13 protein-coding genes are annotated in these 19,749 nt (G+C 61.0%); 6 read left to right on the top strand and 7 right to left on the bottom strand.

Annotated elements, in window-relative coordinates; translation table 11 throughout:
• The first annotated feature begins 237 nt into the window (after nt 1-237).
• Both HX805_RS16255 and HX805_RS16250 read left to right on the top strand, forming a co-directional pair.
• On the top strand, nt 238-2,331 hold the full coding sequence (locus tag HX805_RS16255) for a bifunctional diguanylate cyclase/phosphodiesterase (protein WP_003207505.1): 2,094 nt from the start codon (nt 238-240) through the stop codon (nt 2,329-2,331).
• 72 nt (nt 2,332-2,403) lie between these two features.
• The gene (locus HX805_RS16250) at nt 2,404-3,150 is read left to right on the top strand and encodes an SDR family oxidoreductase (RefSeq protein ID WP_008435175.1); all 747 of its coding nucleotides are present in this window, start codon (nt 2,404-2,406) and stop codon (nt 3,148-3,150) included.
• 49 nt (nt 3,151-3,199) lie between these two features.
• Here the strand turns inward: HX805_RS16250 and HX805_RS16245 are convergent, their stop codons facing one another.
• From HX805_RS16245 to HX805_RS16230, 4 genes are all read right to left on the bottom strand, one after another.
• Entirely contained in the window at nt 3,200-3,571 is a 372-nt protein-coding gene (locus HX805_RS16245; RefSeq protein WP_008435173.1) for a hypothetical protein, read from the bottom strand.
• A gap of 188 nt (nt 3,572-3,759) precedes the next feature.
• Nucleotides 3,760-5,169, bottom strand: coding sequence for a GntR family transcriptional regulator MpaR (mapR, locus tag HX805_RS16240; protein ID WP_003207510.1), 1,410 nt, complete (start codon nt 5,167-5,169; stop codon nt 3,760-3,762).
• 170 nt (nt 5,170-5,339) lie between these two features.
• Nucleotides 5,340-6,755 (bottom strand): cytochrome c oxidase accessory protein CcoG, encoded by a 1,416-nt coding sequence (ccoG, locus tag HX805_RS16235; RefSeq protein ID WP_177117089.1) that lies wholly within the window; start codon nt 6,753-6,755, stop codon nt 5,340-5,342.
• A 184-nt stretch (nt 6,756-6,939) separates the two neighbouring features.
• A complete protein-coding gene (locus tag HX805_RS16230; RefSeq protein WP_003207514.1) occupies nt 6,940-7,179 on the bottom strand; it encodes a DUF3203 family protein in 240 nt (79 codons plus the stop codon).
• Nucleotides 7,180-7,299: 120 nt separating this feature from the next.
• Here HX805_RS16230 and HX805_RS16225 point away from each other — a divergent pair, with 120 nt between their 5' ends.
• Nucleotides 7,300-7,794: an MgtC/SapB family protein gene (locus tag HX805_RS16225; RefSeq protein WP_087692384.1), complete on the top strand. Its 495-nt coding sequence runs from the start codon at nt 7,300-7,302 to the stop codon at nt 7,792-7,794.
• Nucleotides 7,795-7,880: 86 nt separating this feature from the next.
• Here HX805_RS16225 and HX805_RS16220 read toward each other — a convergent pair whose 3' ends face one another.
• Nucleotides 7,881-8,717 (bottom strand): hypothetical protein, encoded by an 837-nt coding sequence (locus HX805_RS16220; RefSeq protein ID WP_177068294.1) that lies wholly within the window; start codon nt 8,715-8,717, stop codon nt 7,881-7,883.
• Nucleotides 8,718-8,912: 195 nt separating this feature from the next.
• Nucleotides 8,913-9,071 (bottom strand): hypothetical protein, encoded by a 159-nt coding sequence (locus HX805_RS16215; RefSeq protein WP_166742161.1) that lies wholly within the window; start codon nt 9,069-9,071, stop codon nt 8,913-8,915.
• A gap of 205 nt (nt 9,072-9,276) precedes the next feature.
• On the opposite strand from HX805_RS16215, the gene HX805_RS16210 reads away from it, so the two are divergent.
• The 3 genes from HX805_RS16210 (at nt 9,277) to glgB (ending at nt 17,020) form a co-directional block, all read left to right on the top strand.
• Nucleotides 9,277-11,274: an alpha-1,4-glucan--maltose-1-phosphate maltosyltransferase gene (locus HX805_RS16210; protein WP_177117088.1), complete on the top strand. Its 1,998-nt coding sequence runs from the start codon at nt 9,277-9,279 to the stop codon at nt 11,272-11,274.
• 167 nt (nt 11,275-11,441) lie between these two features.
• Nucleotides 11,442-14,789 (top strand): maltose alpha-D-glucosyltransferase, encoded by a 3,348-nt coding sequence (gene treS, locus HX805_RS16205; RefSeq protein ID WP_177117087.1) that lies wholly within the window; start codon nt 11,442-11,444, stop codon nt 14,787-14,789.
• Nucleotides 14,786-17,020: a 1,4-alpha-glucan branching protein GlgB gene (glgB, locus tag HX805_RS16200; protein WP_003207521.1), complete on the top strand. Its 2,235-nt coding sequence runs from the start codon at nt 14,786-14,788 to the stop codon at nt 17,018-17,020. Before treS ends, glgB begins: the two co-directional genes overlap by 4 nt.
• Nucleotides 17,021-17,149: 129 nt before the next feature.
• Here glgB and HX805_RS16195 read toward each other — a convergent pair whose 3' ends face one another.
• The gene (locus tag HX805_RS16195; protein WP_177117086.1) at nt 17,150-19,735 is read right to left on the bottom strand and encodes an autotransporter outer membrane beta-barrel domain-containing protein; all 2,586 of its coding nucleotides are present in this window, start codon (nt 19,733-19,735) and stop codon (nt 17,150-17,152) included.
• Nucleotides 19,736-19,749: the final 14 nt, after the last annotated feature.

The following is a 19,749-nucleotide window of genomic DNA, read 5'->3' as shown; positions in this document are numbered from 1 at the left end:
GGGCTTGCTCGCGAAAACGGTGGGTCAGTCAACTGTGTATGAACTGACCCGCCGCTTTCGCGAGCAAGCCCGCTCCCACAAGGGTTCTGCGGTGTTTTTGAGCCAGCAGATTGGCGTCAAATTTTGAATGATGGCTATACGACAATATTTCAGGTGTACAAGATTTATTCTCGCTACAATCCCTGACTTTTCAGCCCGGCACGGATGCCGTTCGGCCCATAGGTCACGAGAAGTCCCATGCTCACCGGTAGTTATTCCCCCGCCCTGGTCCTGATTTCCCTGTTCGTCGCGATCCTCGCATCCTATACGGCGTTGGACCTGACCGGCCGCATCGCCACTGCCAGGGGCCGCGCGGTGTACCTGTGGATGGGCGGCGGCGCGCTGGCGATGGGCGTGGGGATCTGGTCGATGCACTTTATCGGCATGCTCGCCTTCCGCCTGCCCATCAGCCTCGGCTATGACGTCGGCATCACGGCGCTGTCGTTGTTGATCGCGATCCTGTCCAGCGGTTTTGCCTTGTGGCTGGTGAGCCAGCCGCGTTTGCCGGCGTGGCAACTGGCATTTGGCGCATTGATCATGGGCGCCGGCATCAGCGCCATGCACTACACCGGCATGGCCGCCATGCGCATGACCCCCGGCATCGACTACGACCCCACGCTGTTCACCGCCTCGTTGCTGATTGCCGTGGGTGCGTCGGCGGCGGCGTTGTGGATTGCCTTCAACCTGCGGCGCAACACGCCGTATGTGCGGTTGGCCCGAGGCGGGGCGGCGATGGTGATGGGCGTGGCGATTGTCGGCATGCACTACACCGGCATGGCCGCCGCGCGTTTCGCCGATGGCAGCTTCTGCGGCGCGGCCCTGGACGGCTTGAGTGGCAAGGGCCTGGATAACCTGGTGCTGGTTACCACCCTGGCAGTGTTGATCATCGCGCTGCTGACCTCCCTGGCCGATGCCCGCCTGGAAGCCCGCACCGCGGTGTTGGCCGACTCCCTGACCCAGGCCAACCAGGAACTCACCCACCTGGCCCTGCACGACATGCTCACCGGCTTGCCCAATCGCACCCTGCTCGCCGACCGGATCCAGCAGGCGATACAGCGGGTGAACGAAGAGGGCGGCTGCTTCGCGCTGATGTTTATCGACCTGGACGGCTTCAAGCCGGTGAATGACGCTTTTGGTCACCACATGGGCGACCAGCTGTTGCAGCAAGTTGGCCTGCGCCTGCGCGAAGACTTGCGCAGCCAGGACACCCTGGCCCGCATCGGCGGTGACGAGTTTGTATTGCTGGTGCAATTGGGCCAGCCCGACGATGCGTTGCGCCTGGCCGAGCGCCAGGTGGGCATGATCAACCAGGCCTTCCACGTCGCCGAGCATGAGCTGAAAATCTCCGCCAGCATCGGCATCGCACTGTTCCCCGGCAACGGCGCCACGCCCCAGGAACTGCTGATGAACGCCGACGCGGCGATGTATCACGCCAAGGGCATGGGCAAGAACGGCTACAGCTTTTTCGACGTGTCGATGAACACCAATGCGCGCAAGCAACTGCAACTGCTGCAGGACTTGCGCAATGCCGTGGAGCACGAGCAGTTCCGGCTTTATTACCAGCCCAAGTTCGACGCCATCAGCGGCCGCCCGGTCGGTGCCGAGGCGCTGCTGCGCTGGGAGCACCCGCAACAAGGCCTGTTGTTGCCGGACAAGTTTATCGAGCTGGCGGAAAAGACCGGGCTGATCATCCCCATCGGCGAATGGGTACTCAACGAAGCCTGCCGCCAGATGCAGGTGTGGTATGCCCAGGGCTATCACGACTGGCGCATTGCCGTGAACCTGTCGGCGTTGCAGTTCTGCCACGCCGGGCTGGTCAAGAGTGTCGCCGCTGCCCTGGAACGCCACCGCTTGCCAGCCAACAGCCTGACCCTGGAAATCACCGAAACCACCGCCATGAGCGATGCCGACGCGAGCATGACGGTGTTGCAGAAGCTTTCGGACATGGGCGTCGACCTGTCCATCGACGACTTCGGTACCGGCTATTCGAGCCTGATGTACCTCAAGCGCCTGCCGGCCAATGAGTTGAAGATCGACCGGGGATTTGTGCGTGACCTGGAGCACGACAGCGACGATGCCGCCATCGTCTCGGCCATCGTCGCCCTCGGTCAGGCCCTGGGCCTGCGCATTGTGGCCGAGGGTGTAGAGACCGACTCACAGCAGAGCTTCCTCACCCGGCTGGGCTGCGATTCGCTTCAGGGGTATTTGCTGGGGCATCCGTTGCCGGCCGAGGGTTTCATGGCCGACATCCAGCGCGCCGAGCAGGTGGTGAGTGTGCATTCGGTGATGTGAGCCCATGCAAAACCTGCAGGGCGCAGGTAGTATTGGATCCATCAGCTCACGTTGAACCAGGAGACCTTACACATGGACAAAGTCGTCGTCATCACCGGTGGCAGTCGTGGGATCGGCGCCGCCACGGCGCTGCTGGCCGCCGCCCAGGGCTATCGCATCTGTATCAATTACCAGGCCGATGAAGACGCCGCCCACCGCGTACTTGAGCAAGTGCGTGCCCTCGGCGCCCAGGCGATTGCCGTGCGGGCTGATGTCAGCATTGAAGACGAAGTGATTGGCCTGTTCCACCGGGTCGATACCGAATTGGGCCGGGTGACGGCACTGGTCAACAACGCAGGTACCGTCGGGCACAAGTCGCGGGTCGATGAGATGTCCGAGTTCCGCATCCTGAAGACCCTCAGGACCAATGTGTTGGGGCCGATCCTGTGTGCCAAGCATGCGCTGCTGCGCATGTCGCCCAAGCATGGCGGGCAGGGCGGCAGCATCGTCAACGTTTCATCGGCCGCCGCCCGGTTGGGCTCGCCGGGGGAATATGTGGATTACGCCGCGTCCAAGGGCGCGCTGGATACCTTCACTCTCGGGCTCTCCAAGGAAGTGGCGGGCGAGGGGATCCGGGTCAATGGCGTGCGTCCCGGGTTTATTTTCACCGACTTCCACGCCCTGAGCGGCGACCCGGATCGGGTCAGCAAGCTTGAACCGGGCATCCCCATGGCCCGTGGCGGGCGTGCAGAGGAAGTCGCGGAAGGGATTATCTGGCTGCTCTCGGACAAGGCGTCCTATGCGACGGGAACCTTTCTTGACCTGGCGGGCGGTCGGTAGTTTTGTACCGCCTGTGGCGAGGGGCACGCCGCTCGCCACAGCCCAGGTATCAGGCGCCGCGCAGCGCTTCATAGCCCCTGAGGGAAAACGCCTTGAGCAGGCTGGCCTCCGAGTCTGGATGAATGGCGTAGCCGTGATTCGAAAAACCGTCCAGGACACCGTTGCGGCTATGGCTGGCGCTTAATTTGAGATCGTCCACGTTGTCGATAAATCGCAGTACCTTATCCAGGTTGTAGGTGGCGTCGGCGCGAGAGTCCGGGTCTTGGTTGGCCGCGCTCCAGTCACCCACCTGGCGCTTCAGGTCATCGCTCACTTCGTAGTGGTCGCGGTTATCCAGGAAGTTCTTCAGCACAGGGCTTTGTTCGGTAATCTGGTCACTCGATCGATGATCTCCCGCGGGGCGCCCGGTAGCGCCTGTCATTTCGCGCACCTGTTGCTGCTCTGCGGCACGCATATAGTGGGGGGGAACGGGAAGGGGTCGCAGGCCGGCAGCTGAAGAAATAGTCATAAGGCATCTCTGATGTGAACCAAGTGAATGCGCTCTTTCTATCGTAAGAAATAGCGCACTCCTGTGTGGTTCTTAGCCCGGCTACGGTTCCCATCCGTAGGTTAAAACGACCGCACAATCTTCCCCAGCGTCTCCATCGCCTTCTCACACGACTCATCCCACGGGCTGCCGTAGTTCAAGCGAATGCAGTTCCTGAAGCGCTGTGTCGGCGAGAAGATCGGTCCCGGTGCGATGCTGATGCCCTGGGCCAGCGCCATCTGGAACAACTTCAACGAGTCGGTCTGCTCCGGCAATTCCAGCCACAGGAAGTACCCGCCGGCAGGCTGGCTGACCCGTGTCTGCGCCGGGAAATAGCGCGCGATGGCGGCGAGCATGGCGCTTTGCTGTTCTTCCAGCGCGTAACGCAATTTACGCAGATGCCGGTCGTACCCGCCGTGTTGCAGGTAATCGGCAATCGCCGCCTGGGCGGGCATCGAGGCACACAGCGACGTCATCAATTTCAGCCGCTCGATCTTCTGCGCATAACGTCCGGCGGCGACCCAGCCGATGCGGTAGCCCGGAGCCAGGCTCTTGGCGAACGAGCCGCAATGCATCACCAGACCTTCGGTGTCGAACGCCTTCGCCGGTTTGGGCGCCTGTTGACCGTAGTACAACTCGGCGTACACGTCGTCTTCGATCAGCGGCACCTGGTGGCTGCGCAGTAACTCCACCAGTTCCTGTTTCCGGGCCTCGGGCATGGTTGCGCCCATCGGGTTCTGGAAACTGGTCATGCACCAGCAGGCCTTGATCGGGTAACGCTCCAGGCTTTGCGCCAGCACCTTGAGGTCGATGCCATCGCGTGGGTGTACGGGGATTTCCACCGCCTTGAGTTTCAGGCGCTCGAGGATTTGCAGGCTGGCGTAGAACGCCGGTGCTTCGATGGCCACCAGGTCGCCCGGCTCGGTCACGGCTTGCAGGCACAGGTTCAGTGCTTCAAGGGCGCCGTTGGTGATCAACAGTTCTTCCATGGGCAGCATCAGCCCGCCCACCATGTAGCGCAAGGCAATTTGCCGGCGCAGTTGCGGGTTGCCCGGCGACATGTCGGTGACCACCATGCGCGGGTCCATTTCCCGGCTGGCGCTGGCCAGGGAACGGGCCAGGCGTTGCAGCGGGAACAGCGTCGGGCTGGGGAAGGCCGAGCCGAAGGGCACGGTTTGCGGGTCCTTGATGGAATCGAGCACCGAGAACACCAATTCGCTGACGTCCACCTCGGTGGACTCGTGCACATGGGCACTCACCACCGGCTCGGAAAACGGGCTGGGCGCATGGGTGTTGACGAAGTACCCGGAGCGCGGCCGGGCGCGGATCAGCCCGCGTCGCTCCAGCAGGTAGTACGCCTGGAACACCGTGGACGGGCTGACACCGTAGGTCTGGCTGGCATAACGCACCGAAGGCACGCGCTGGCCGGGCCCGAGCACGCCGGAGCGGATCAGTTCTGCGATGTCGTCGGCGAATTTTTCGTAGCGTTTCATTGGGGCTCAGTGCTTTGAACAGATTTTGCTGATTGAACACAGATCAAACGGTGGGAGCGGGCTTGCTCGCGAAAGCAATCTTTCAGTTGATGTATCCATTGACTGGCACACCGCTTTCGCGAGCAAGCCCGCTCCCACATTTGATCTCCAGTGTTGCTGAAAGCTTGGGCTCAGCGATTCAATGGCGCCACAAACCGGCTGTCCGCCGCGCTGTAAATCCACGGCTCATCCACATCCGAGACCTTGAAGTGGATCGTCTGCGAACTGCTGGCCGGCTTCTCTGCGGTCATCGCCACCGACACCGGCACATCGGTAATCTCACCTGGTGCCAGGCTGATCTCGGTCTTGCCCTGCAGCTGGAAGCCGTCGCCGTCCATCAGCTCCAGGCGGTAATCCTGGCGCTGCTGGGTCTTGTTGATGACCTTGAGGCTGTAGATGTTCTCGATCAAGCCGTCACTGTTCTCGCGGAACATCCCCCGGTCCTTGGTCACGTCCAGCGACACCATCGGGCGTTCCACCAGCGCCACCACCAGCGCGCCGATCATCACCAGCAGCACGGCACTGTAGCCGATCAGGCGTGGCCTGAGCAGATGGGTCTTGCCACCTTGCAACTGATGCTCCGAGGTGTAGCTGACCAGGCCGCGGGCATAGCCCATTTTATCCATGATCGAATCACAGGCATCGATACACGCGGCGCAGCCGATGCATTCCATTTGCAGGCCGTCACGGATGTCGATGCCGGTGGGGCATACCTGCACGCACAGCTGGCAGTCGATGCAATCACCCAGGCCGACGTCCGCCGGTTGCACGTCTCGTTTGCGCGGGCCACGGTTCTCGCCGCGGGCTACGTCGTAGGAAATGGTCAGGGTGTCCTTGTCGAACATCACACTCTGGAACCGCGCATACGGGCACATATGCATGCACACCGCTTCCCGCAGCCAGCCGGCGTTGATGTAGGTGGCGCCGGTGAAGAACAGCACCCAGAACAGGCTTACGCCACCCATCTGCCAGGTCAGCAGCTCCTCGGCCAGCGGCCGGATCGGCGTGAAGTAGCCGACAAATGTCAGCCCGGTCAGCACGCTGATCCCCAGCCACAGCGTGTGCTTGGCCGAGCGCCGCGCCAGCTTGTCCAGGCTCCAGGGCGCAGCTTGCAGCTTGATGCGTTGGTTTCGCTCGCCTTCAGTGACCTTTTCGCACCACATGAACAACCAGGTAAACGAGCTTTGCGGGCAGGTATAGCCACACCACACACGCCCTGCGAATACGGTGATGGCGAACAGGCCGAACGCGCAGATGATCAACAGCGCCGACAGCAGGATGAAATCCTGGGGCCAGAACGTGGCACCGAAGATGTGGAATTTGCTTTCAGCCAGGTCCCATAACACCGCCTGCCGTCCGCCCCAGTTCAGCCACACGGTGCCGAAAAATGCCAGGAACAGAAAGCCTGCGCCTGCCACGCGCAAGGTACGGAACAGGCCGGTAAAACTGCGGGTGTGAATCAGGTTGTCGCTGGATTTGGCCTTCATCTTCTTTGGATGTGCAGGCTCAAACACTTCTACGGTTCGGACGGGGATTCTATCGCTCATGGTCTTTCGCTCATCAGCCTCCATCAGGCAGATGAACTATGACCGGCGCTCTGTTTGCATAACAGACTCAGGTATGGCGATAAAAAGCGGATCAGATGGGCCGCCCGTGCATGCCTGCGACAATGTGCTGCACCCGGTGGTGCGCGGGGTGCAGCGCTTTTGAGGCGGGGCTGATCCAGGTCAATCAAATCACCGAATCACCGTCGGTAGCTTTCAAGTGCTTACGGCCGTCTTTGGCACCCGCTACGGTCAATGCGTCGGCTTCGGCTTCGGTGATATAGGTGCGGTCACCGTTCAGCTTCACGAACGACATGGATTTCTCGCTGTCGGTTTCGACCGTGACATGGGTGGCTTCCAGTTGTTTCTCGTGGCCGTCCACATCGACGGTGAAGAAACATTGCTGACCTTCGATACGTACGGGCATATCGATCTCCTTTTTGTGGGCTATTACTGATTAGGGTGGGATGCGCAGGCAATGGTTCTGCGCAACTGACTGACGGTCGATGCTGTCCATGTTCTATCGACCCCCAACAAGGAAACGTCCATGGACGCCTGGTGGCATGAAGTCTGGGTAACCCTGCAAGCGGAATTTGCCGATATCGGCGATGCCCGGCAACTCACGCAAATCACCGTTCGGCTGCTGATTGCCGCGATATTGGGCGGGATCCTGGGTTACGAGCGCGAACAGAAAGGCAAGGCCGCCGGGGTACGCACCCACATGCTCGTGGCCCTGGGCGCCGCGCTGTTCGTGTTGGTGCCGAGCATGTCCGGCTCCCAGGCAGACGCCATGAGCCGTGTGCTGCAGGGCGTGATAGCGGGTATCGGCTTTCTTGGTGCTGGCACCATCCTCAAGGGCAAGGAAGACGAAGAGGGTCAGCACGTCAAAGGGCTGACCACCGCCGCCGGCTTGTGGATGACCGCCGCCATTGGGGTGGCGGCGGGAATGGGGCGGGAATCCACGGCGGTACTCAGCACGTTGTTGGCTTTGGCGGTGTTCAGTGTGATGCCAAGAATCGTCAGGCTATTGGAAAAGAATTAGTCGCCGTATTTTTCATCAGGTCGCGCGTGAATGGGCTGACAGCGTGATATCGAGGCGTGTGCAACTTCACGCTCCTGCTGGACTGATCACTGTACCGGAATGGTGATTTGATCTTCTTTGTGATACGCGAATATGCGTTGGTCTTGAGCGAGCAAGTCAACACGAACCACCGGAAGCAGGCGCTGCGTATAGCCGTAATACTCGCGCTGAAGTTTCTTGGCCGCATCTCTTCCTGGCAAGTTGGCAGCGTTATAGAAGAAAGCCTGGAAGGGGACTTTATCAATCTCGGACACTGTCCAGGCTGAGGTGACGACTTCATTCCAATCTTCAATATAGTTTGCCGGCATCAGTTTTCTGACAGTGATGCTTAGAGAAAACTGCTGCGCCGATCCACGAAACGCACACATAAAAAAATAAGCCGGTTTGACTTTGTTGAAGTGGGCCAGCCAGGTGGGGCCATCCACCACGCCTTGCTCATCGCAGTGCCGGCTCCATTCACGCTGGTAGCCTGGCAGCTCCCTGGAAGTTTCGCCGCATCCATCCGGGCGGTCACCTGTCGCACCATTGGTGGGAAAAGAGCAGCGCACGCTGATTGGGCCCGCTGCGGTGGAGGGCAATGCCGACATTATTACGCCAGCGTCCCGTGCAAACAGCTTCCTGATACCCAGGTCGGCTCGCAGGTAAGAGAATGCGGCGGCATTGCGCTCAAGCTCGCCGGGCGATGCTATGAGGCTGTCAGTGACGCGAATAAGCACCCCATTGCAGTGATACAGGGCCAGGCCATCGGCACACTGAGCAGCGGTGTCCTGGTAGCGGTTGTTTAATTTGCTTGCGATTTCCGTATCGAGCGGGCCGGAGGGTTCGGTGGTGCAGGCGGTCAAGGTGCAAAGGGAAAGCAGCAGGTAGGCGGCTGTTCTTTTCATGAGGTATCTCCGAGAGGTTTTATTGTTCTGTTGTTCGCGCGTCGCACACTTAGATCATGGGCGGCGTTCGTCTCGGCTGATACTGTCGGTTTTGACAGTTCTTTATAATTTTTTGTGAATGAAGTTGCAGCTTATAGATTCAAGTAAACGCGGAAGCCTGAAGCTTCCGCTTTTTACTTCCTGTGATCGGTCTCTTCAGACAATCACCGGCGGCATGGTCGTCGGTGGTTCCTCCACCGGTGGTGGCTGTGTGCCTGGCGGTTCCTGCTCGGGAACCGGGTCGGGTTCGGTCGGCGGTAATGTGGGCTTATCTATATTGGGATCAGGCGTTTCAGCCGGAATAGGGATATTCATCGGTATGGCCTCCTTTGTGCTTTGCTCTATCGGTGGACAATCGCGTGGTGGATTTGATTCCCCGCCCGATGGCGGGATATCCGCCTGAACTTTTCACTCGTCGGCATGCTCGGAACCTAGACGGCCCTGCTCAGGGAGAGTGGCGTCGTTTCAGAATTTGAATCAAGCACAAGAGCGTCCACTGGGCGTTAAGGGGAGATGCTCGATGACTGCTGAAACACTGACTCAAGACGATTCAACCTCCACATTACCGCTGTCCCAGGCACTGTTGCTGCCAAGGATCGCGATTGAAAGCACGACCCCGGTGATCGATGGCGGCGAGTTCGCCGTCAAGGCTGTGGTTGGCCAGCGCGTGCAGGTTGCCAGCAAGGTGTTCGCTGATGGCCACGACAAGCTTGCGGTGATGATCCGCTGGCGCCCGCGCAGTGAAGAAAGCTGGCACAGCGTGGTGATGACCGATGTCGGCAACAACGGCTGGGAAGGCGCATTCACCGTGACCGCCCAGGGCCCGCATGAGTATTGCATCGAAGCCTGGATCGACACGTTTGCCAGCTTTCGCTACGAACTGAGCAAGAAACACGAGGCCGGGGTGCCGGTCAGCCTGGAGTTGCAGGAAGGTCGCAGCCAGGTCCTGCAAGCCGCCGAGCGCAGTGACAATGAGCTGCGTGACCGCTTGATGTTGCTGCACCACGAACTCTCCGGTTTGCTGGAAACCGAGCAGGTCGCGTTGTTCCTGCACGAAGACAGTGCACACCTGATGACCCAGGCCGATCACCGCGCCTATTTGAGCATCAGCCCGGTGTATCCGATTGATGTAGAGCGCGAGGCTGCGCAATTTGCCAGCTGGTACGAGTTGTTTCCCCGCTCGATCACCGACGATCCCGCGCGCCATGGCACATTCAACGATGTGCACTCACGGCTGTCGATGATCCACGACATGGGCTTTGACGTGCTGTACTTCCCGCCGATCCATCCGATCGGTCGCAGCCACCGCAAGGGCAAGAACAATTCCCTGACCGCCGGGCCGGACGACCCGGGCAGCCCGTATGCCATCGGCAGCGAAGAGGGCGGCCACGAGGCGATCCATTCGCAGTTGGGCACCCGTGAAGATTTCCGCAACCTGGTCAAGGCCGCCGCCGACCATGGCCTGGAAATTGCCCTGGATTTTGCCATCCAGTGCTCCCAGGACCACCCGTGGCTCAAACAGCATCCGGGCTGGTTCAACTGGCGGCCCGACGGCACGATCAAATACGCCGAGAACCCGCCGAAGAAATACCAGGACATCGTCAACGTCGACTTCTATGCGGCCGACGCGATTCCCAGCCTGTGGGTCGAGTTGCGCGACATCGTGGTCGGTTGGGTGGAAGAGGGCGTGAAGACCTTTCGCGTCGACAACCCCCACACCAAGCCGCTGCCGTTCTGGCAATGGCTGATCAGCGATGTGCGTTCTAAATACCCTGAAGTGATCTTCCTCGCCGAAGCCTTCACCACCCCGGCGATGATGGCGCGCCTGGGCAAGGTTGGTTACTCCCAGAGCTACACCTACTTCACCTGGCGCAACACCAAGGCCGAGTTGAGCGAGTACCTGAGCGAACTGAACGAGTCGCCGTGGCGCGAGTGCTTCCGGCCAAACTTCTTCGTCAACACCCCGGACATCAACCCCGGCTTCCTGCATGAATCCGGCCGCGCCGGCTTCTTGATCCGCGCCGCGTTGGCCACCATGGGCTCAGGCCTGTGGGGCATGTACTCGGGTTTTGAACTGTGCGAAGCGGCACCGGTGCCGGGCAAGGAAGAGTACCTGGACTCGGAGAAGTACGAGATCCGCCCGCGAGACTTCACGGCGCCGGGCAACATCATTGCCGAGATCGCCCAGCTCAACCGCATCCGCCGGCAGAACCCGGCCTTGCAGACGCACCTGGGGCTCAAACTCTACAACGCGTGGAACGAAAACATCCTGTACTTCGGCAAACGCAGCGAGGATGGCAGCAACTTTATCCTGGTGGCCGTGAGTCTCGACCCGTTCAACGCCCAGGAGGCCAATTTCGAGTTGCCGCTGTGGGAGCTGGGCTTGCCGGACGATGCCCAGACCCAGGGCGAAGACCTGATGACCGGCCACCGCTGGACCTGGTACGGCAAGACCCAGTGGATGCGCATCGAACCGTGGCATCAGCCATTCGGCATCTGGCGCATTACCGTTTCCTGAAGCTGATCTCCAATCCAAAGGAGATCAAATGTGGGAGCTGGCTTGCCTGCGATAGCGGTGTGTCAGTGCAGATAATACTGGCTGATCCACCGCTATCGCAGGCAAGCCCGCTCCCACATTGACCGAGTTCCTTCAGGCAGAATTTTTCGAATTCCCAGGAGTTTCCAATGGCGAAGAAACCCAAGGCTGCCACCTTTATCAAAGATCCGCTCTGGTACAAAGACGCGGTGATTTATCAGGTTCACGTCAAATCGTATTTCGACTCCAACAACGACGGCATCGGTGATTTTCCCGGGCTGATCGCCAAACTCGACTACATCGCCGACCTTGGTGTGAACACCATCTGGCTACTACCGTTCTACCCCTCGCCACGCCGTGACGATGGCTACGACATCGCCGAATACCGCGGCGTGCACAGCGACTACGGGACCATGGCCGACGCCAAGCGCTTTATCGCCGAAGCCCATAAACGCGGGCTGCGAGTGATCACCGAGCTGGTGATCAACCACACCTCCGACCAGCACCCCTGGTTCCAGCGCGCCCGCAAGGCCAAGCCCGGCTCGGCGGCGCGGGATTTCTACGTATGGTCCGATGACGATCAGAAATACGACGGCACCCGGATCATTTTCCTCGACACCGAAAAGTCCAACTGGACCTGGGACCCGGTCGCCGGCCAATACTTCTGGCACCGCTTTTACTCCCACCAGCCGGACCTCAACTTCGATAACCCGCAGGTCATGAAAGCCGTCCTGTCGGTGATGCGCTACTGGCTCGACATGGGCATCGACGGCCTGCGCCTGGACGCCATTCCGTACCTGATCGAGCGCGACGGCACCAACAACGAAAACCTCCCCGAAACCCACGACGTGCTCAAGCAGATCCGCGCCGAGATCGACGCCAACTACCCCGACCGCATGCTCCTGGCCGAAGCCAACCAATGGCCGGAAGACACCCAGCTGTACTTCGGGGACAAAAAGGGCGACGACGGCGACGAGTGCCACATGGCGTTCCACTTCCCGCTGATGCCGCGCATGTACATGGCGCTGGCCCAGGAAGACCGTTTCCCGATCACCGACATCCTGCGCCAGACCCCGGAGATCCCGGCCAATTGCCAATGGGCAATCTTCCTGCGCAACCACGATGAACTGACCCTGGAAATGGTCACCGACAAAGAGCGCGACTACCTCTGGAACTATTACGCTGCCGACCGCCGTGCACGTATCAACCTGGGGATTCGCCGCCGCCTGGCGCCGCTGATGGAACGCGACCGCCGGCGCATCGAGCTGCTCAACAGCCTGCTGTTGTCGATGCCGGGCACGCCGACCCTGTATTACGGCGATGAAATCGGCATGGGCGACAACATCTACCTCGGTGACCGCGACGGGGTGCGTACGCCGATGCAATGGTCCATCGACCGCAACGGCGGCTTCTCCCGCGCCGACCCGGCCAGCCTGGTATTGCCGCCAATCATGGACCCGCAATACGGCTACCAGTCGGTCAACGTCGAAACCCAGACCCAGGACCCGCACTCGTTGCTGAACTGGACGCGGCGCATGCTCGCGGTGCGTAAACAGTCCAAGGCGTTCGGTCGCGGCAGCCTGAAAATGCTCTCGCCCAGCAACCGCCGCATCCTGGCGTATACCCGCGAATACGCAGGCGCCGATGGCAAGAATGAAATCATCCTGTGCGTGGCCAACGTGTCCCGCAGTGCCCAGGCCGCAGAACTGGACCTCTCGGCGTTTGCCGGCATGGTTCCGGTGGAGATGCTCGGTGGCAATGCCTTCCCACCGATTGGCCAGCTGAATTTCCTGCTGACCCTGGCGCCGTATGGCTTCTACTGGTTCGTGCTGGCGGCGGAAAACCAGATGCCAAGCTGGCACGTGGAACCGGCACAAAGCATCCCGGACTTCACCACCCTGGTGCTGAAGAAACGCATGGAAGAATTGCTCGAAGCACCGTGCCGCACCACCCTGGAACAGAATGCGTTGCCGGCGTGGCTGCCCAAGCGCCGCTGGTTTGCCAGCAAGGATACGGCAATCGACAGCGTGCACATCGCTTATGGCGTGCGCTTCGGCGACCCGCAGCATCCGGTGCTGCTCAGTGAAATCGAAGTCACCAGCGCCGGCCAGGTCAGCCGCTATCAACTACCGTTCGGCTTCCTTGGCGAAGACCAGTTCACCAGCGCCTTGCCGCAACAACTCGCGCTTGCCCGTGTACGGCGAGTGCGTCAGGTAGGTTTGGTGACCGATGCCTTCAGCCTCGACACTTATATCCGCGGCGTGATCCAAGGCCTGCAGGCCAAAACCGTCCTCGACTCCACCGATGGCGAGATTCGCTTCGAGCCCACGGCGCAACTGGCCGAGCTGGAATTGAACGACGAGTCGGAAGTGCGCTACCTCGCGGCGGAGCAGTCCAACAGTTCCGTGGTGGTGGGCGGCAGCCTGGTGCTCAAGCTGATCCGAAAAGTCAGCGCCGGGGTTCACCCCGAGCTGGAAATGGGCGCCTACCTGACCGAGGCCGGCTACGAGCATATCTCGCCGCTGCTGGGCTCGGTGATCCGCCACGACGCCGATGGCCAGGACAACCTGCTGATGATCGCCCAGGGTTACCTGAGCAACCAGGGCGACGCGTGGGGCTGGACCCAGAATAACCTGGAGCGAGCGATTCGCGACGAACTGGCCGAAGCCATGTCCGAGCAGGAACAGCACTACAACGCCCTTGGCGAGCTGGCGGATTTCGCCGGCTTGCTCGGCCAGCGCCTGGGCGAGATGCACCTGGTGCTGGCGGCGCCCACCACTAACAAGGCGTTCAAGCCCGAGGTCACAACCCTCAAGGACAGCCAGGGCTGGGCCAGGCACGTGGGCGCACAAATCGACCACGCCTTGCAGTTGCTCAAACAGCATCAAACCAAGTTGAACCCTGCCGATCAGGCGTTGGTCAGTGCTTTACTGGAGCAGAAAAAGGCCATCGCCAGTCACGTTCAGGACCTGGCGAAAGCCACGGTGGGCGGGTTGCGCATTCGCGTGCACGGCGACCTGCACCTGGGCCAGGTACTGGTGGTCAAGGGCGATGCCTACCTCATCGACTTCGAGGGCGAACCGGCGCGGCCGTTGCCTGAGCGTCGCGGCAAACACAGCCCGTACAAGGATGTGAGCGGGGTGCTGCGCTCGTTTGATTACGCGGCGGCCATGGCGGTGAATGTGCAGGGCGTCGACCAGTCGCCCGAGGCCAATGCGTCCCGGCAACGTGTGGCGGATCGCTACTTGCATGAGGCCAGGCAGGCATTTATCCAGGCCTATCACGCTGCCACGACTACACTGGCCCATGACTGGCAGGATGCCAAAGGCCAGGACGCAGCGCTGGCGTTGTTCAGCCTGGAGAAGGCCGCGTACGAAGTGGCCTACGAAGCAGAGAATCGCCCGAGCTGGTTGCCGGTGCCGTTGCAAGGTTTGCACGGGCTGCTCAGCGGGTTGAAACCAATATCGAAAACTGCACGCGGTGGGGAGACGTCATGAGTTTTACAAGCAAAGAACCGCTGCAGGAAAAGTTGAGTGTGATGCCCAAGCCTGCTGATATCGAAGCCCTGGTGCGGGCCGAGCACCATGATCCATTCTCGATCCTGGGTCCCCATGACGACGAGCAGGGCGGCCAGTTCATTCGCGCCTTCCTGCCGGAAGCGCTGAGTGTCCAGGTCCTGGCCCGCGACAGCGGCGAGCACATCGGCAGCCTCGATGCGACCCAGGTGCCGGGCTTGTTTGTCGGGCATTTCGGCAGCCGTCAGGCGTACTTGCTGAAGATCCAGTGGGCCGGTGGCGAACAGATCACCGAAGACCCTTACAGCTTCCAGCAACTGCTGCTGGGGGAGATGGACCTGTATCTGTTTGCCGAAGGCAATCACCGCGACCTGAGCAGTTGCCTCGGGGCACAAGTGACCAGCGTCGACGGCGTCCAGGGCGTGCGTTTTGCGGTATGGGCACCGAATGCCCGCCGGGTCTCGGTGGTGGGCGACTTCAATATCTGGGACGGGCGCCGTCATCCGATGCGCCTGCGCCATCCGTCCGGTGTGTGGGAGATTTTCATCCCGCGCCTGCAACCCGGCGCGGCCTACAAGTATGAAATCCTCGGTGCCCACGGCATTCTGCCGCTCAAGGCCGACCCCATGGCCCTGGCCACGCAGTTGCCGCCGGATACTGCGTCCAAGGTCGCTTCGCCGCTGCAGGTCGACTGGCAGGACCACGACTGGATGCAATCGCGCAGCGAGCGGCAAAAGCCCAGCGCACCCTTGTCGATCTACGAGTTGCATGCCGGTTCCTGGCAGTGCGAGCTGGATGAAGTCGGCGAGGTGTCCCGCCAGTACAGTTGGCGCGAGCTGACCGAGCGGTTGATCCCTTATGTACAGCAGTTGGGCTTCACCCATATCGAACTGATGCCGATCATGGAGCACCCGTTCGGCGGCTCATGGGGTTATCAGGCGCTGTCGCAATTTGCCCCGACGGCACGTTTCGGCTCGCCGGAGGATTTCGCGTTTTTCGTCAACGCCTGCCATCAGGCCGACATCGGCGTGATCCTGGATTGGGTGCCGGCGCATTTCCCCACCGATACCCACGGCCTGGCGCAATTCGACGGCACCGCGCTGTACGAATACGCCAACCCGCTGGAAGGCTTCCACCAGGATTGGGACACCCTGATCTACAACCTCGGCCGCACCGAAGTCCACGGCTTCATGCTGGCGTCGGCGTTGCACTGGCTCAAGCATTTCCATATCGATGGCCTGCGGGTGGATGCGGTGGCCTCGATGCTGTACCGCGACTATTCGCGCAAGGCCGGTGAATGGGTACCCAACCGCCACGGCGGGCGGGAAAACCTCGAGGCCATCGACTTCCTGCGCCACCTCAACGATGTCGTTGCCCTTGAGGCTCCCGGCGCGCTGGTGATCGCCGAGGAGTCCACCGCATGGCCGGGCGTAAGCCAGCCGACCCAACAGGGCGGCCTGGGCTTCAACTACAAGTGGAACATGGGCTGGATGCACGATTCGCTGCACTACATCCAGCAGGACCCGGTGTACCGTGCCCATCACCACAACGAGCTGAGTTTCGGCCTGGTGTATGCCTGGTCCGAGCGTTTTATCCTGCCGATTTCCCACGATGAAGTGGTGCACGGCAAACACTCGTTGATCGACAAGATGCCCGGCGACCGCTGGCAGAAATTTGCCAACCTGCGGGCATACCTGAGCTTCATGTGGATGCACCCGGGCAAGAAGCTGCTGTTCATGGGCTGCGAGTTCGGCCAATGGCGCGAGTGGAACCACGATCAGCAACTGGACTGGTACCTGCTGCAATACCCCGAACACCGGGGCGTGCAGAAACTGGTGGGCGACCTGAACCGCCTGTACCGCGAAGAGCCGGCGCTGCATGACCAGGACGACGCACCACAGGGCTTCCAGTGGTTGATTGGGGATGACGCGATCAACAGCGTCTACGCCTGGTTGCGCTGGAGCAAGGATGGCAGGCCGGTGCTGGTGGTGGCCAACTTCACGCCGGTGCCGCGTGAGGCCTACAAGGTCGGCGTGCCGTTTGCCGGGCGCTGGAGCGAGGTGATCAACAGCGATGCCGACACCTATGCCGGTTCCAACTTCGGCAACGGTGGCGGGGCGTTTACGGAGGAGGAGCCCAGGCATGGGCAGCCGTTGTCGCTGTCGTTGAACCTGCCGCCATTGGGCGTGCTGATCCTGCGACCGGACGCCTGACTTCCAGCCGATGAAGACCCCATGTGGGAGCGGGCTTGCTCGCGAATGCGCAGTACCAGTGCCAGATTTTTTGGCTGACACACTGCATTCGCGAGCAGGCCCGCTCCCACAGTGGGGATGTGTTGTGGCTTAGAAGTCGACCCTTATGCCAATCGTGCCTTTGCGCCCATTCAGCTGATTACTGTCCAGATTGCTGTTGTACCCCACCTCGCCATACACACTGACCGTGCTCGATACCTGCATCGTTGCCCCGGCGCTGACGTCCAGCGTGGTGGATTTCTGTTCGGTATGGATGTTCGTACTGTCATTGAACGTGATGGTGTTATTCCCGGCGCTGGCGTGCCACACGTTGGTACGCACATAAGGCAGCAGGGGCATGCCGCTCACGCTGTAGCTGCCCTTGAGGCGGACACCGAGACGGGTGACGACGTTAGTGTCGGCGTGGAATGAGACCTCTGAGATTCCGTCATTCTGGCTGTCCACATAGCTTCGATCGACAATCACCTGGGCCTGCGGCTCAACCTCCCACTGTTCAGACACCGCAAACGGCATTCCCACCTCCACAGACCCCAGCACGTTGTGGCCCTTGGTTGGGAGTTTGACGCCTCGGTCGGATTCACTGTGGCCATCGAACCGTGTACCCATCAGCACGACATCGATATAGGCGCGGTTGGCGCCGATGAGCGTCCAATACGCGCCCAGGCTGTCGCCGCGCAGGGTGGTGTTGCCGGCGTCCTTGCCCTGAAAACCGCCATTGAAGCCCGCCACATTGCCGGTCAGGCGGCTGTGGCCGACAAAGAAGCCGAAGCGTTGGGTCAGGCCAGCGTCGTTGGTCCAGGCATACAGGTCAGTGCCAACCTGGAAACCGGACAGGGAGCTGTCCAGCGACGGGCTGACGGTGCCGGCGAATGATTGCCGCGTGCTGCTGCCATACACCCGGCCCCAACCGGCCGCTAAAGCGCCAGGTTGACGTTGCAGGCTTTGATCGCCCGTGCGTTCGTGGTAGGTGCCCAGCATGCCCTGGACCATCTGCTGCACGGCGGGAAACAACACGGCATATACCGGGACTTCCGGGCGATAGATGGGTATGGGGTCTTCTCCCGGGAAAATCCCCGGGAGGTCCGGCGTGCCATCGGCGGGGACGGGGGGGAGAATGCCCACTGGGTCGTCAGGATCCTCAGGGTTGGGCAGCGGCGGCGCCACCACCGAGGACCGCAGGAACCAGTTTTGCCCGGTGCCCGGCGTTACGCCTCCTTTGAACAGGTAGTACTCATAGGCGCCTGCGGAAACGGATCCACCGCGGAGGGTAAACGCCAGGTCGCTGCTCGTGGCACCGTTAAGCGCCTCAACCACCTGGATGCCGTTCTGCAGCGTCATGGCGCCGGGGCCGGCAAGGTTGGTGACGGTGATGGTAGTGCCGCCTTGCAGCGTGCCCTGGCTGACTACCAGCTTGTCACTGGCCGAGCCGTCGGCGCCGAGTACCGATTGCAGCGCCAGTTCGCCACCATTGCCGGTGTAGTTGCCGTTGACCGTCAGGCTGTCGGTGGCGCTGGAACTGCCGGTGGTCATGTCGATCAGGCCGCCGTTGTTCAGGTTGGCTGGTTGCCCGGCCGTGAAGGGGCTGATGCTGCCCTGTGTTACCTGCAGGGCGGCGCTGCCAAAAATATTCAGGGTACCGGTGGCCGTAGCGCTGTCACCGAGCTTGAAGTCGCCGCCCAGGGTCAGGCGCGAATTGTTGTCCAGGTTGACGGTTTCCCAGTTGACATAGCGGGTTGGCGTGGCGGATCGGGTGTTGTCGAAGGTCAGGGTGTCGTTACCCAAACCACCGTCCAGAAGTGGTGTGGAGGCCAGGGTGGTTTCGGTCAGGTTGAGCAGGAAACCCCTGTCAGCGCCATCACCCATGAGGATTTCCTTATGGATCAGACCGCCGCCTTCCCAAGTGAACTCATCGTTGCCAAAGCTGGCGAGGATCTGCCCACTTATTTCCCCTCCGCTGACGTTGATGATGTCGTCGCCGCCGCTGACGCTGATGTTGCCACCAACCGTTCCTCCGGAAACCAGGATGGTGTCGTTTCCGAAGCCAGTAACGAGGTTGCCGATGATCGCTCCACCCCGCAGGTCAAACAGGTTGTTGTCGAGCTTCATGTCGACCCGTCCGATGCTGCCACCGGTCATCAGCGCTACATCTCCATCTTCAAAGGCGCCGACAATCCTGCCACTGCTCATGGTGAACTCGTCACGGCCGTCGCCCTGAGCCAGTGAGGCGACGGTGCCACCGCTCTGGAAGTACTGGTCTACCCCGTCACCCTGGGAGATTGCACCGGAGCTGCCGCCGCTGATTTGCGCAATATCACCGCCCGCGCCTTGAGTCACCGTGCCGGAGATATTGCCATTGAACAGTTGGAAAATATTTCTTCCGTCACCTTGATTGATCGCACCGTTGATCGCGCCGGAATCCATCGTGACCCGATCATCTCCCGCGCCATAAGTCACGTTGCCGACGATGATGCCGGTGCCGCCGATGGGGAACTCAAGGATGTTGCTTCCTTGTAAATCCGTCAGCGCGCCAGCACTGCCATCGCTGCACAGGGTGGTGTCGTTGCCTGCGGTTATGACCAACGTACAGGCGGCCTGCGCGGGGAGAGGCCAATTGAGCAACAGCGTCGTCACGCTGCAGACGCTCAGATACGTCACTGATGAAAACCGCGTGCTCATGATTCGCCCTCCCT

The organism is Pseudomonas sp. G5001 (genome assembly GCF_013385475.1).
In the GTDB taxonomy this organism is placed as follows: domain Bacteria; phylum Pseudomonadota; class Gammaproteobacteria; order Pseudomonadales; family Pseudomonadaceae; genus Aquipseudomonas.
The sequence above is the reverse complement of the archived record's forward strand: the minus strand, read 5'-3'. Positions and strand labels throughout refer to the sequence as shown.

Excerpts from the sequence above, each read along its gene's own strand:
- HX805_RS16255 (WP_003207505.1), top strand. The coding sequence starts at position 238 with ATGCTCACCGGTAGTTATTCCCCCGCCCTGGTCCTGATTTCCCTGTTC.
- HX805_RS16250 (WP_008435175.1), top strand. The coding sequence starts at position 2,404 with ATGGACAAAGTCGTCGTCATCACCGGTGGCAGTCGTGGGATCGGCGCC.
- HX805_RS16245 (WP_008435173.1), bottom strand. The coding sequence starts at position 3,571 with ATGACAGGCGCTACCGGGCGCCCCGCGGGAGATCATCGATCGAGTGAC.
- mapR (WP_003207510.1), bottom strand. The coding sequence starts at position 5,169 with ATGAAACGCTACGAAAAATTCGCCGACGACATCGCAGAACTGATCCGC.
- ccoG (WP_177117089.1), bottom strand. The coding sequence starts at position 6,755 with ATGAGCGATAGAATCCCCGTCCGAACCGTAGAAGTGTTTGAGCCTGCA.
- HX805_RS16230 (WP_003207514.1), bottom strand. The coding sequence starts at position 7,179 with ATGCCCGTACGTATCGAAGGTCAGCAATGTTTCTTCACCGTCGATGTG.
- HX805_RS16225 (WP_087692384.1), top strand. The coding sequence starts at position 7,300 with ATGGACGCCTGGTGGCATGAAGTCTGGGTAACCCTGCAAGCGGAATTT.
- HX805_RS16220 (WP_177068294.1), bottom strand. The coding sequence starts at position 8,717 with ATGAAAAGAACAGCCGCCTACCTGCTGCTTTCCCTTTGCACCTTGACC.
- HX805_RS16215 (WP_166742161.1), bottom strand. The coding sequence starts at position 9,071 with ATGAATATCCCTATTCCGGCTGAAACGCCTGATCCCAATATAGATAAG.
- HX805_RS16210 (WP_177117088.1), top strand. The coding sequence starts at position 9,277 with ATGACTGCTGAAACACTGACTCAAGACGATTCAACCTCCACATTACCG.
- treS (WP_177117087.1), top strand. The coding sequence starts at position 11,442 with ATGGCGAAGAAACCCAAGGCTGCCACCTTTATCAAAGATCCGCTCTGG.
- glgB (WP_003207521.1), top strand. The coding sequence starts at position 14,786 with ATGAGTTTTACAAGCAAAGAACCGCTGCAGGAAAAGTTGAGTGTGATG.
- HX805_RS16195 (WP_177117086.1), bottom strand. The coding sequence starts at position 19,735 with ATGAGCACGCGGTTTTCATCAGTGACGTATCTGAGCGTCTGCAGCGTG.